Origin of the sequence: Paenibacillus sp. FSL K6-2862 (genome assembly GCF_038005125.1) — a bacterium.
In the GTDB taxonomy this organism is placed as follows: domain Bacteria; phylum Bacillota; class Bacilli; order Paenibacillales; family Paenibacillaceae; genus Paenibacillus; species Paenibacillus illinoisensis_A.
Window position 1 is genome coordinate 6,348,197 of record NZ_JBBOSN010000001.1, and the last position, 14,180, is coordinate 6,362,376.

Annotated in this window: 11 protein-coding genes and 1 pseudogene; 1 reads left to right on the forward strand and 11 read right to left on the reverse strand. The window is 49.1% G+C overall.

The features are described from left to right. The first annotated feature begins 110 nt into the window (after positions 1-110). Entirely contained in the window at positions 111-626 is a 516-nt protein-coding gene (locus tag MHB82_RS28715) for a hypothetical protein (RefSeq protein WP_341176436.1), read from the forward strand. Positions 627-711: 85 nt separating this feature from the next. On the opposite strand, the gene MHB82_RS28720 is transcribed toward MHB82_RS28715, so the two are convergent. The 11 genes and pseudogenes from MHB82_RS28720 to MHB82_RS28770 form a co-directional block, all read right to left on the reverse strand. Next, positions 712-1,566: a DUF1835 domain-containing protein gene (locus tag MHB82_RS28720; protein WP_341176437.1), complete on the reverse strand. Its 855-nt coding sequence runs from the start codon at positions 1,564-1,566 to the stop codon at positions 712-714. Then, on the reverse strand, positions 1,509-1,784 hold the full coding sequence (locus MHB82_RS28725; RefSeq protein ID WP_341176438.1) for a hypothetical protein: 276 nt from the start codon (positions 1,782-1,784) through the stop codon (positions 1,509-1,511). The genes MHB82_RS28720 and MHB82_RS28725 overlap by 58 nt, the downstream gene beginning before the upstream one ends. A gap of 73 nt (positions 1,785-1,857) precedes the next feature. Further along, the gene (locus tag MHB82_RS28730) at positions 1,858-2,514 is read right to left on the reverse strand and encodes a TVP38/TMEM64 family protein (protein ID WP_445671245.1); all 657 of its coding nucleotides are present in this window, start codon (positions 2,512-2,514) and stop codon (positions 1,858-1,860) included. Positions 2,515-2,765: 251 nt separating this feature from the next. Beyond that, positions 2,766-3,203, reverse strand: a pseudogene (locus MHB82_RS32120) (HNH endonuclease); the annotation flags it as partial. 1,097 nt (positions 3,204-4,300) lie between these two features. Further along, complete coding sequence (locus MHB82_RS28740) at positions 4,301-4,426, reverse strand: hypothetical protein (protein WP_255247963.1); 126 nt, start codon at positions 4,424-4,426, stop codon at positions 4,301-4,303. 225 nt (positions 4,427-4,651) lie between these two features. Further along, positions 4,652-5,827 carry an acyltransferase gene (locus MHB82_RS28745; RefSeq protein WP_110758396.1) on the reverse strand — a complete coding sequence of 392 codons (1,176 nt, stop codon included), beginning with the start codon at positions 5,825-5,827 and terminating at the stop codon, positions 4,652-4,654. 321 nt (positions 5,828-6,148) lie between these two features. Next, complete coding sequence (locus tag MHB82_RS28750) at positions 6,149-7,492, reverse strand: cryptochrome/photolyase family protein (RefSeq protein ID WP_341176441.1); 1,344 nt, start codon at positions 7,490-7,492, stop codon at positions 6,149-6,151. A 25-nt stretch (positions 7,493-7,517) separates the two neighbouring features. Further along, positions 7,518-8,681: a response regulator gene (locus MHB82_RS28755; RefSeq protein WP_341176442.1), complete on the reverse strand. Its 1,164-nt coding sequence runs from the start codon at positions 8,679-8,681 to the stop codon at positions 7,518-7,520. A gap of 126 nt (positions 8,682-8,807) precedes the next feature. After that, the gene (locus MHB82_RS28760; protein ID WP_341176443.1) at positions 8,808-11,891 is read right to left on the reverse strand and encodes an ATP-binding protein; all 3,084 of its coding nucleotides are present in this window, start codon (positions 11,889-11,891) and stop codon (positions 8,808-8,810) included. A 234-nt stretch (positions 11,892-12,125) separates the two neighbouring features. Then, positions 12,126-12,548, reverse strand: a complete 423-nt coding sequence (locus MHB82_RS28765; protein WP_375335088.1) for an SRPBCC family protein — start codon at positions 12,546-12,548, stop codon at positions 12,126-12,128. A 279-nt stretch (positions 12,549-12,827) separates the two neighbouring features. Beyond that, positions 12,828-13,862 (reverse strand): NADH:flavin oxidoreductase/NADH oxidase, encoded by a 1,035-nt coding sequence (locus tag MHB82_RS28770; RefSeq protein ID WP_095360190.1) that lies wholly within the window; start codon positions 13,860-13,862, stop codon positions 12,828-12,830. Between the last annotated feature and the right edge of the window lie 318 nt (positions 13,863-14,180).

A 14,180-nucleotide genomic window follows, 5' to 3' on the forward strand; every position in this document is an offset into this window, starting at 1 on the left:
AGTATAACCTCAAAATGATACGTTTTGTATCATTTTCCATTCATTTTTTATTTTTCTTTTTTCCGTAGAGCAGACCGCTAATGAGGGTAATAAACAGTGAGGTGATGATAATGAATGAATCCAGAGATAATCTAGAGACCTTTTACTTCAAAGACGATGGCGTGATTCCCAACAACCCAAACTTGCCAGTACTGTTGTATAAGGGCGTATGGTCAAAAGACCCGTCCCGAGCAGAGTCGCTGCTCAACAGCAATAACTGGGGAAACAGCTGGATTAATGGTGTGTTTGACTATCATCATTTTCATAGCAATGCCCATGAAGCACTAGCAGTGGTTAGCGGTTTCGTTCAACTGATTCTAGGCGGGGATAAGGGACAAAGAGTTTATCTGCAAACGGGAGATATTGTTGTGCTTCCTGCAGGAACAGGACATAAGCGTCTGGAAGCCAGCTCTGATTTTCGTATAGCAGGTGCTTACCCTGGCGGCACAAGCTACAATACCCGTACAGGTGATCCGCGAGAACGTCCTGAAGTGCTCCGGGAGATTGGCAATGTGCCCATCCCTGAAACGGATCCAGTCTACGGGAACGAGGGACCATTGTTGGAATTATGGAATAAAGGCAAATAAGAGGGTGCCTGCATATGAGTGAACCAAAAAGAAAAACAGACTGTTAACGAGAAAAATCCATGTCCTCGACAACAGTCTGTTTAGCTTATGCACGTAACCGGATGCCGTAGAACCGTATTGCATGCGGCTTGCCTTCCATTTCAAGCAACCCTTGCAGCACCAGCTGGCGTATTCGGTACTCAATAAATCCATCCCCAACAAATTGATCATATGTGCCGAGCACTTCACCCACAATGCGGGCAGATTTTATATACTTCGCAGGCTCCCAATAAGCAGTAAGCTCTTTAACCTTCTCCATGATGTATTCATCCATGGCATCTTCGGAGAAGCTCTGGAGCGTGCCATCTTTTATTAATCTCAAGAGACCTGGCTTGACCGAAAGTTCTAACCATTCCTGCTCCAGTTGATGGCGCTCTTCTATAGACAGCGGCCCCTTTTCGGAGCAAGCTTGCCACATCTTAAGCAACTTCTCTGGACCAATCTCACCAGTATTCAAGATCGTGTATTCGACATCCTGTCTGTTAAATAGCTGCTGATACAAACCACTGGTCTCTATCACATAAATAGGTGATTTCCGGTTACGCAGTAAATGGATAGCGTATAGAAGCCCTGTTCTCTCATGTGCAGTATTCGCATACCAGATGGTTATTCGGGTCTGTTCATCAATGGAACAGATCCTATCATTCAATTCATACAGTGAATCCAGACCATGTTCGGCATACTCTTGACGATCATTCAGGCTTAATCGCTCCATTAACCATAGATGCCTGCGATGCAAGTCAGCATTGCTCGTCAAATCCCCTAACGGACCAACGGCATAATAGTCGCTCATGGATATGAAACGCCTACCCTCACGCCCAGGGACGTTGGCCATCGCAATCTTCAGGCTGCCCAGCGAGGAATCTCCAATCGTGATATGAATTTCAGCGGGTCCATCCAATCCGCTAAGCTCCTGCTGTTCCTTTGCCTGAAATCCATCGGCTTGTCCATATCCTTCAACAAGGTTAAGACGTTGTTTGCAAAATCCATAACCTCTCCTTGTTCCTTCTGCCACTGGACCACCTGTTCGGATTTTATATAGAGCAGGCGCATGAATGAGCGCAGCTCATGTTCATTCATGCGATTGATGTGCCGACTAAATGCAAAAACATCATTCACGATGTGAAGCCCCCTCGGATTGTTTTATATAAAACTGCACAATTTGGGCTGTTATACGACAGGCTTTTCATTTTCAGGAATAAATGGAGTTCCCCGAAGGTTGATTGGATTCGTCCAGTTTCTCCTGTGCCGATGAACGGGTGAAGTGTCTCTCCAGCTTCCGACTGGCCCACAAGGATACAGCGATAAACAGCAATACACCAATCCACCTTACAGGATGATCCAGGAACTGTGCCACATTGGAGCCAATATAGGTCACGCAGAATATCATAATGCCCTTACCAAACCCTACGGCGAGCAGGAAAGACATAAGTCTCATTCGGGCAATACCTGCCGCCACATTAATGATGACAAACGGTCCGACCGGAAAGATGCTCAGCAAAAATACATAACTGAAGGCATTCCGCCGAATCCACACCATGCTCCGCTGAACACGCGGTTTGCTGGACCATCGTTCCACGAAGGCAGATTTCCCAATCTCCCGGACCAGCAAGAAGGTCAGGGTACAACCCAGCACCATCCCAATCCACGAGTACAAAAATCCCGCCCATAGGCCGTACACCGCCCCATTAACCCCCACGATCAGCAGGGTCGGCAGCGGTGGCACAAAGGACTTCATAAAGGTAAGCAGTATACCCGGAAGCGGCCCCAGGGAACGAAACTGCTCCAGCCAATAACGAATATTCTCTTCCGTAATATAGGACATGATGTCCAGAGGTACCGCGGTCATGTGCATCCTTCCAATCTATTCAGTCTCCATCCGTTTACACCGCAATTCCTGTGCTCGAATGATCTGGGTACGGTTGATCTTCTTCTCACAGTATAACGTACGAATCCACTTCAAACCGTTGTTAATTTGAAGAAATATTCACAGATGAGACCAACATAACAAAAAGCACACCCTGACCTGTACAACAAGTCTTGGTGTGCTTTTCTATATTGGTATCCCTCTCCCTAAAAGGAGAAGAAATAAACATAATTCTATTCCAGCTGCGCTTCCTGCAGCTGCAGTTCGTTCAGTTCCTCCTGATGAGCAGCATTCCATTCAGGTATACCGGACCGCATGAACTCGTCAGCATCCATCGCAGCTTTGGACTGGTTGCACAGATTGCAGGCACATACACAGTTTAACGGAGTTGTATGACCGCCTTTGGCCCGAGGCAGAAGATGATCGATCGTATCACCATATGATCCACAGAAGTAGCAGGTATACTGATCCCGGGTCATGATGTACCGTTTGAAATCCTTGTTGCTGAATAATCGGCGAATCGTGTACCGATTGACAACAACTGCCGCTTTTTCCTTGACCAGCGTGACCGCAAGCTCCATGTCAATCTCCTGATGCCAGCGGCGGCCTTTATCCGTCTTGCCACGCATGCGGACCATGCCCTGCCTGTTCGTACGGAGCGATGACGGATCTTCCGGATCAATGGCTGCCGGAACCGCCGGAGTCTGACGGCGCGGCCGGCCATCTGCGCCCGCGCTTCGGCTGCGGGCATGATGGGAATGGGAACGTTGCCCGGAAGTCGTTGTCCGGGCGCCGTCTTCACTCGCGGGCTTATGCGCACGTTCTTTGCGCATTGGCCGCGCCCTGCTCCCTTGCGGACCCTGTGGCCGCATGGGGGAAGACTCGGCTGTCCCGGCCACAGCAGCAGCTGCCTGGCCCGGGTCCAGCCCTGGAGCGGCAGGGTGTGCACCTGCCGCGAAAGGCCCATCGACCGTAGCGGCAGCGCCACGGTCGCTCGCTGGCACATCGGACTTGACCGCGATGCGGTCCGGTCCAGTGCCAGCGCCAGGCGGCGCCGAGCGTTTGCGGCGCCGCTTGCGCTTGCGCCCCGCTGCGACCTGCTGACCCGCAGCTGCTGTTCCTGCTGCCGGATCCTGCGGATCTTCCGGCAGCGAAGCCTCGCTGGCCGCCACAGCTGGCTGCGCAGCGGCCTGTTCAGCACGCACATTGGATATCGTGCGTCCACCAACCTTCGGATCACGATCTGTCTGGCCTGCGGCGCCTGATTCCGTGATCCGTTCAGACTGTTCAAGGCCTGGCTGTGCCTGCTGCCCTTTGGACTTTCGTCTCCGTCTTCTTTTCTTCCGATCACCTGATGGCTCCGAGGAAGCGGAAGATAGAGGTTCAGCTTGGCTGTGCTTTTTCTCAGAACCTTCATCCGATGTCTCCTGAATCACCCGTTGACTGGCTGCAGCACTCGATTCATTTGTAATCTTCTCCGTTCTTTGCATTCGCATGTGCAAGCTCTGACCCTGCTGCACCGGGATGTCGCTAACGTCAGCCTGTCCACTGCGCTGACGACAATGACGACAGGCCCCTCGTCTGGCACCGGGCCCTGCCCTCTTTCCGGTTCTGCGCCGAAATTCAGACAACGGACGCTGTTGCCCGCAATACATGCATACCTTGGTCTGTTGCGCTTCATGTTCCGTCATTTCCTGCCGGAAAGGGGCTGAGCCCGTCTCCATGTTGTCACCTCGGTTCCGTATGAATCCGGTTTCTTTCTATTGTATCACATCTGCTCGCGGACGCACTCATACCCCTGTGTCTGTGCCGGATAGCCATCTGTGCTGTACTCTGTTGTCTGTCCATTGCATTCATGAAGAATGTGCTCTACATATTCCAATATATCTTGCATCGGTTTCCCGCATTGTTCACATGTTTTCATTCATCTCACCTTAATCCTGTTCTGTAAGTCTCTGCATTTTTGATTTGTGTTCCGCCTTCTCATTACCCCTGGCAGCTCCAAAAGAAACATTCGTTCCCACATGATGCTCATTGATCGCATGAAAAAAACCGTTCCCCGCTCAACCCTAAGGTCGACCAAGAAACGGCTTATTATTCCTATAATGGCAATTAAATATTAACGAACATCGAGCTGGCCCGAATTGGACTGCGGGATGACCCGTGGTTTTGGTTTCGGCAGATTGCCGAAGATGACCCAGGCAAACGGAATGAACCTCGCAGTCAGCCCCACTACAATCCATGAAGCGAACAGCGCTACAGCAAAGCCTCCGGCATACCATAGGTGAACCAGCCAGGAGACCCCGGTTTGCGGCGGGAACTCCCGATACAACAGCAGGAAAAATGGATGGATCAGATAAATACCGAAGGACAGTGCACCAAGTCGATTAAGCGGCTTGGCAATCAATGCAGGCCCCTTGCGATACAACAGGTATGCAATCTGAATCAGTACGAGCGCACAAGCAAAGGTATGCAAATTCCAGAAAAACTCATACCACAGTGTGTTATACGTGGCAATCTTCATACGAAGCAGGTAATAAATATATACATGTCCGAGTCCGGCAGCAATCCAGACTGCCCACAGCAGAATCCAGGATGCTACGCGGCCTTTGGTCGCATTTTCACGGCTGATGACAAACCATTGCTTGATCTTTGGAAAATAGACCCCAATGAACGCTCCCAGCATGAAGTAGGAGAAGTATGAGAAGGCCCAGCTTCCCTTGTTCGGCACCTGGAAGCCGTATTTGTTACTTACGATAAATGCCCACTGGATCAGCAGCCCAATCGGTACAGACCACTTAACCACCGCAGGATACTTCTTCAACAGCCACAATACAAGCGGGAATAACAGATAGAATTGCATGTTGATGAATACAAAGTACAGATGCGTATACGCTTTACCCGTGAACAGTTTGGTAATGAAGCTGATGGCAGATTCACCAAACGGACGGCCTTGATAATGGGTGAAATGCAGAATAACAAAATAAAACAGGGAAAACAGGAAATACGGCAGCAAAATGTAAACGAATCTCTTTTTATAAAAATTGCTGACCAGTTTCTTGTCCAAGGGACGGGAATAATAGTTATAGAACAACACGAAGCTGCTCATGAAAATAAAAGTAGGCGTACCATATTTCATGAAGATATTAATAAAGTTATACAGCCAGTAGTAACCCGAACCCGTCATGTCCACCGTCGCATAAGACGTGGAATGCACACACAGCACGCCGATAATCGCCATGGCACGTACCAGGTTCAACTCCGGTATTCGCTCTCTTTTCAATGTCTCACTCATGTTTAGCGTTTCTCCTTAATGTGTTCGTCAATATGTCAGATATGACTTAGTACGATAAGCTCTCTATCTATTAAAAGGCATAATGCTTAAGATGGGTAGTCCATTTTCTTAACAATTCCTAAACTTTCAGTGGATTTCACACTATTTTCATGTCTATAAATGTAAAAAAGACCGCTATAATGCGGTCTTCGAGCGATGCTGCCTCAGCAGGATTTATTTCTGGTTCACTGGGATGAAAATGGTAAACTCGGGCTCCCTGTCTGTGTGAGCACACATCCTGAGGCACCCAATCAGGCCGGGATTGATCCATCCTGTCTCCTTCTAATCCTTCTGACGACTCGCCAGGATTTGTTTATAGACCTCTATAGCCGCCTGTCTGGATGCCTTCAGATCCACAATCGCACCCTCGCGTGGTTGATGGATATGCTTGCTGTGCAGATCCTTCAGTTCAGGCAGCCATTTCCGGATATAATCTCCCTGCGGATCATACTTCTCCGACTGTGTTACCGGATTGTTAACCCGGAAATACGGAGCAGCATTCTCACCCAGTGATGCGCACCATAACCAGTTCCCCCGATTCTGAATGTTGTCATAATCCATCAGCTTGCGTCTGAAGTAGGCCTCACCCAGGGGAAATGGGCACTGCAGGTTTTTGGTCAGAAACATCGCCGTCAGAATACGCAGTCGATTGGGCATGCGTCCCGTCTCATTCAGCTCGGTCATCGCAGCATCAATAATCGGTATTCCCGTCTCTGCCTTGCACCAGCGTTCGAAGTGATGATCACTTAACGGTGACAGATCGTATACCTTTTCATATGTAAAATAGTGACTCTCATATACTGCACGATACAGATAAAAGTCACGGAAGCACAGCTGTCTAATCCATTCATCCGGCTGTTCTGCCCGGTAAGCGGCATCGTACATCCTGCGGATCGAGATGGCCCCCACCGCCACATAGGAACTCAGATGGCTTGGTTCGTATGTTTCATATTCATCCCGGTGCTCCCCATACTCCGCGATACGCTCCTTCAGGAACGCATCGAGCAGCCCATAAGGCTCTTCTGCCGGCTCGACATCCATAAGTGCTGCGGGAACCCTGAATGAATCAGGAAACTCAATGGACAGCTTACTAATCTTAAGATCAGCTACCGTTAGTACCGAAGGAGGATTTGGGAATTCATTCATAAATTCCACCCAGCGCCGGTGGAAAGCAGCAAATACTTTATAAGGCTCCGATTTGCCTGTAAAGTCAGCGAACCGCGGAAGATCGATCAGCAGATGATCCGTCAGCTGTGTGAACTTGGCCTGGTATTGGTCCACAACCTTACGTATGCTGCGATCCCTTTCGATCGCGTAAGGTGTCATATCCCGGTGAACTACCACTTCATCGATAATTTCTTCTGTGTGTCCCAATATGTAATCCACAACTTCTGATGGCTTGCCATGTGCCACATGCAGCAGCTTGCCTGCCTCCCGGTACTGTCTCGCAAGCCCGGCTGCATGCCTCAGAAAGTTAATGCCGCTGTGTTCCTTATCGCGTCCCTGACGAAGCAAAAAGGGGTCGTAGATAAACAGGTGCAAACTCTCATCTTCCTGGTTCTGCAAATAATCAAAAGCGTGCAGATCCTCCGTACGCAAATCCTTGCGATGTATGAATAATTTCACTACAACCCTCCCGCCTGGCCTGTGCCTACTTCGCCGTTAGCTCCTGAAAGAGGCGGCTCGTTTCCGGTTCCGGCTGATGCCCCAAATCCTCCAAAAGTGTCTTGGCAAATGATGAATATACTTGGAGTATGGCTGATCCATCACCCATGGATGCATACACCCTCATCATTAATCGGCAAATCTCTTCAGCATAAGGCTCTCTTTCCTGTAAATCGAGTAACTGCTCGGTGGCATCCTTGCCGCGTCCATGCTTCATGTTCCAGTCAGCCAGGTCCATGACTAATCTTATATATTTTCGTCTCAGCTCACGGGCCTTTGATTGTGCCCAAGGGTAGTCATGCTCTTCAAGATAGTCCCCGCGATATAACAACATGATCTCCCGCAGCTCTTCCACATTAGTAGAAGTAACTTCTGCATATCCCGCTCCTAGTTCAAATTGCTCCACGTCACTCACCAGATTGCCCGGCAGCAAACGGTAACGATTCATGTTGTATTCCAATTTGCCTGTCATACTCCATTCCTTGAACAGTTTTCGGATCTGATATACGGATGTATGCAGATGAGTTAGCCCTTTTTCCAAGGTGACATCGGCCCATAATTTATCAAGCAGAATCTCTTTGCTTACCCATTCTCCACGATGGTGAAACAGAAAAGCGAATAACTCCTGGGATTTGGTCGTCCTCCATTTATGCTTGGTTGCCCCCGGTTTCAGGCTTCTGTAGATATCCAAATGTTTGAAGGTGAGCAGTCCCGGTAACTGGATGTCATCCTCGGCAGCATTGGAAACGGGTTCCTTTACTTCAGCGGTTGCTGCCATTTCGGGCATAGCAGACTTCCAAGCAGCAATCCGGTCAATGGTTTTGCCCAATCTTGCCGAGCTTACCGGCTTCAGAACATAATCCAATGCATGCAGTTCAAATGCTTCGACTGCATGATCGGCGTACGCTGTTACAAATATAATTCGAATGTTGTTATCCAGCTGCTGTATATACTCAGCCGCTTCCAGTCCGTTCATTTCTGGCATGCCAATATCCAGAAACACCACATCGACACGCTCTTTTGCCAGAAAATCCAGTCCATCACGAGCTGTTGAAAAACATTGCACGGGTGTAATCCGTCCGTCCGACAATAACAGGCGCTCCAGGTGGAGCTGCGCCGGCTTCTCGTCATCGATTACAATGGCTCTCACTGTTCTTCCAGCCTCCTGCCCTTACTTATTCTTCTTCGTTCTATATCAAAGGAATTACTGAATAAAATTCATCAACTTATTAGTCTGTTAACCATTATGATCGGTCACGGCACAATTTTGGGATAATTAACCTCTGGGCAGAGGAATACGGAAACGAATTTTCGTCCCTTTGCCCACATGGCTTTGAATATTCAATCCCTCGCCATATAAGGACACTAAACGCCGGTTGATATTTTGCAGGCCCACGCCTCCCGGTCCTTCCGTCCTTCCCGAATGAACCTGGGCCAAACGCTCCGCAGGGATGCCCACCCCATTATCTTCAACCTGGACGATGATACGATCGTCTTCTCTGACAATTTTCAGAGTCACGGTTCCACCCGCGGCCCGCTCCATCACACCATGACGAATGGCATTTTCAACGAGTGGCTGAATGCTGAGCGGCGGCACATAGATCCGAACGTCCGGTTCCACTTCATAGTTGACCACCAGCCGTTCTTCAAACCGGGCCTGTTCCAGATGTACATAGGACTCCACCAGCTCAAGTTCCTTGGTCAGCGGTACCAGCTGATCCCGGTTCTGAAAGTCGAAGCTCCCACGCAGATAGTGACTCAGCTCAATCAATAGATCTGTCGCTTTGTCCGGGTTAACGGCACAAGTAGCAATAATGACATTAAGCGCGTTATATAAAAAGTGGGGTTTGATCTGCGCCTGCAAAAAAGCCATCTCTGTGCGAATGGCGCCTTGAACGGAGGCCCGCATTTCAATCAGGGTTCGCACCCTAGCACGAAGCTCCCCCGCATCGACCGGCTTGCTTAGGAAATCATTGGCACCAGCCTGGAAACCCAACCTGATATCCTCAGGCAATCCACGCGCAGTCAGCATCAGGATAGGCAGTTCGGACAGGGAATTACGCTCACGCAGTTTGCGGCATAATTCAATTCCGGACATCTGCGGCATCATCCAGTCGGTAATCACCAAGTCGATTCCCGGGTATTGTTCTCGCATTTTCAAGGCGGCAGCACCACTATCAGCAGAAATGACCCGGTATCGCTCTGTTGATAACAGATTGTACAATACCTGCAGATTTACCGGATCGTCATCTACAATCAGAATCGTATGCTCTGCTGCAGGGCCTTCTTCTGATTCATCGAGTTCTGTAGGAAACCCTCCAGATGAATTAGCACGCTCGGCAGGCACGTAGCTCGCTGCAGTCGGTCTGGAAACCGTATGAAGCAGCGGCGTTTTGGCAATTGGCAGGGTGAAGTGAAAAATAGACCCCCGACCCGGTTCTGACTGGGCCCAAATCATGCCTCCGCCCAGCTCTACAAGTTTACGTGAAATACTGAGACCCAGCCCTGTCCCGCCGCTAATTCGTTCACTTGTACCATTCTCCTGCTCATAGGACTGGAATATATCCTCCAGCTTCTCTGGCGCAATGCCAACCCCGGTATCGGCCACTGACATTCGGATCTGATCCCTCTGCACAATCGCATATAGCCGTATCTCGCCTTGCTGCGTGTACTTGTATGCATTGCCAATCAGATTATACAGAATCTGCCGTAACCGATCCTCATCTGCTTCGACCAATGGCAGGGATGGAGGCCAGTCCTGTATTAACACAATAGGCTTATCCCCGAAGGTAAATCCCGAAACTTCAACCACTGCGCGGGCAACTGACTCCAGATCCACCGCCTCCCGCTTCAGCTCGATCTCACTATTCTTGAGCTTGGCGAAATCCAGAATGTCATTGACCAGCAGTGAAAGCCTCTTACCGGTAGACGTGATCATGGACAGGTTTCTGGCCTGCTTCGGCGTCACAGCCCCTGCTGCTCCTTCCAGCATGGACTGGGCAATATTAATGATGCCATGCAGCGGGGTCCTCAGTTCATGCGACGTATTGGCCATGAATTCATCCTTCAGGTTATCGATCACAAGCAAGCGTTCGGATAATGCCTCAACTTCACGAAAGGACTGCGCGAAGCGGATTGCCGTAAGAATCATCTGAGCAAAAACAAATAACAATAGCTCATACAGGGCGAGAAAGGCCGTATCCTGCGTCGTGAATGCGCCGATGGTATACAGAATAACGACCATGAGGATGCTCATCATGCTGATCAGCACATAATGGCTGTCATTGGGCCTCTTTTTCAACCAATAAAACATCGCTCGAAGAGTGTATACAATGACGCTAAGCGATACCATCAGCATTAGAGGCTCCAGTTGCGAGAATAGAACCGGAGACAAGGTCAGGCCAATAGTGCATTGTAGGATCACCAGCGTAATTCCCAGACGCACGTACCATTTGTGAATTGCACCCGGAACAAGCGCATCCATATAGCGAAGCAAATAGTAGTAGGCCAGTGCTGAACTTATTAATTGAAGCCTTAAAATTTCCGTATTCGGTAGAAACGGTACAAAGGTGCCCAGCAGTTTCTCCCCATGCGTCAGTGCATACATGGCACCGGAGAGACTGAATAAGCCCAGGTAGCGAAGTTCCTTCTCACTCCGGCGCAGCCTGAACAGCAGCAGGAAAAACGCTGCAGGGAGGATAAATCCGAAAAGGGTCATCAGATCCTTGAGCCAGTCCCACTGCTGGCTGTAAAGAATGCTATGTTCATCTCCAAATAACAGTGAAGCTACGATTCCTCCGGAAGAGTATGTATAGTTGGAAACTTGAATGATGATATCTGCACGGTCTCCCTCAATCGAGGTAAACCCGGTGAACGGCAAATTGTACTGGAGGTCCGTTTCCCTTGTTTCGCCAGGCAGTCCCTTGCCTCCGATCTCTTTTCCATCTATAAAAATACGGTGTGCCATACGAATATTCTGTGTACGAATGCCATAGTCATTCTTCTCGAAGCTGGGCCTGAGTTTGACACGAAGGTGATATGTTCCATAGCCATGGGCTTCACCCATCGTCTTATTCCACCTGGCCGGGACTTGAATAGCTGTAGGTGGCCCAATTGGCTTGCGTCCGGACACATCCGCCTCAAAATCAACCGGGGTTAATAATTGGTTCGGGTAGAAGTCCCAGACTCCGTCCAATGTGGCTGCACCCTTTTTGGTGAAATCCCATGTGGTCAAATCGATTAGGCCTTGTTTAACGACCGGATTCCCGCGCTCAGATACAATACTCTGCACAATCCACCCTACGGGAAAGACAACAATACAAATGAAACTAATCGTCAGCATAATCCAGTGCTTTTTCATCAACGAAATCCTTCTGACACGTGACGATAGGCGTCACTTTTTGTCGTTTTATCTTCATGATCCATGTTACACGTTTCTGCTGCCCACGGAAATAGAAGGAAACTAAAAAGAATCACATTTTTTAAGGCGGTTCACCATCTCGTGCGAACTCTCCATGAAAAGCTCACAAAATAAAAAAAGGACTGCCAGCTGTTCAATCAGAAAATGACCCTGATCGCAACTGACAATCCTCTCTTATTGGCTTACAACCTGTGCCAGTTTCTGCACGATGCCTGACCAGCCCTGCTCCATTCGCTCACGTACGATAGCATGAGCCTGTCCAAATTCAGTTAGTTTATCGGCATCCCAACCGCTGTGAATCAACGTAAATGCCGTACCTTCCGGCTGTTCCTGTAGTTCGAAGGTAAGTGCCCAATCCTTGCCCCATTGAAAGGATAGCTTATGAAGCGGCTGAACTTCCGTAACCCGGCATGGTGATTTGCCAAAAGGTCCAGCCTCCAGCACGAATTCATGTCCTTCCACCGGCTCCAGATTGCTTGGCATAAACCAGGCTTCCATGCCTTCTGCCGTTGAGACGGTCTCCCATACCTTTTCCAGCGGTGCATGAAGTACCAATTGCTGCCGAATGTCCGGCAGTGCGCTCGATGATGATGTCATAACCATCGCCTCCTTGAATAGATACTACTCATTGTTTGGGATATGAAGATGGGTGTCAAATGAATTCATTTAACAACTGAATCTAGCATTGGATCTCCTCTTAAACGAACCTCATCTTGAAACTCATATATTAAAGATGTGTAGCTCCCGTCTTAGTCTGCTCTGAACGATGGAATCCCAACCGTGACCGCTTGACTATCAAAATGCAAAATCAGGCCGCAGCTAAGGTTCACCCTTGCCGCGGCCTGTCGTACGAGCTGATATATGTTTTAGATAAAATTAATAACCGCGAGAATACTGCTCCGCAATCGCTGCTTTATCCTTGCTGACTCCAAGCTCCAGAGCCGCATGGTTAGCCCAGTACGGATCGCGCAGCATGCCTCTGCCCACTGCAACCAGATCGGCATCGCCGTTGCCAATAACGGCTTGAGCGAGAGCTGCATCATCCAGCAGCCCTACTGCAATCACCGGAACGTTCAGTTCTTCGCGGAAACGACGGGCAAATGGAACTTGATAACCTGGGTAGTTACCCGGCTTCCGTTGTCCTGCAGGTCCTTCTCCTCCAGAGCTGATGTGGAATATGTCCACACCTGCTGCCTGATAGGCACGAGCCATTTCCAAGGTGTGCTCGATATCGTAGCCGCCATCAGCGTATTCAATTGCAGATATGCGCATAATGAGCGGCATGTCTTCCGGCATTTCCTTTTTCACAGCATGAATAATCTCAACGCCGAATCGAGCCAAATCCTGTCCATATACATCTTCACGATGATTCATCAGCTTGGAATGGAACTGGTGAATGAGATATCCATGTGCTCCGTGCAGCTCAATGGCATCCACTCCAGCCTGAACTGCGCGGCGAACACCGTCCGCAAATTTCTGCACCATAGCTTCTACTTCTTCGGTAGTCAGTGCACGAGGCTCCCTAAAGTCTTCACCCGGGAAAGTGACCACGGATGGAGCTACCGGCTGTTCTGCATCCTCCGCTTTTCGCCCAGCATGCGCAATTTGAATCGCCACTTTCGAGCCATGGGCATGCATGCCATCCACCAGCTTGGCAAAAGCTGGAATATGCTCGTCCGACCAAATGCCCAGGTCGTTATCAGTAATGCGGCCATCTGGTTCAACATCTGTCATTTCGATGACAATCAGACCTGTACCCCCAACCGCACGACTTACATAGTGAACCTGATGCCAATCATTCGGGATGCCATCCTTGGCTGTTACCGAGTACTGGCACATTGGCGCCATAACTACACGGTTATTCAGTTGAAGCCCCTTGAACTGGTAGGGGGAAAATAATTTCTCTGACATATGGATACATCTCCTATTCAATATATTAGTATATGTTGAGGCAATCGCTTGTTTTTCAACATGAAAAACAGTTACCCAATCTTGTGCAGTCTTTCTCGCCAATCCGTGGACCATTCTTTATTATGAAGCAGCCTCCTCTGAATGCAAGTACGTACATTTTTGTGCCATAGTACCCTTTTTTATACCTAGAGCTACCTCGCCAGCACTTACAGCCCCTACACGAAGTAGCTCCAAAACATGATATGATACCTTCATACACAGGAGATAATGTACCCAACCTATAATATAAGTTGTATCTAACCCTTAGACGAAAACGGA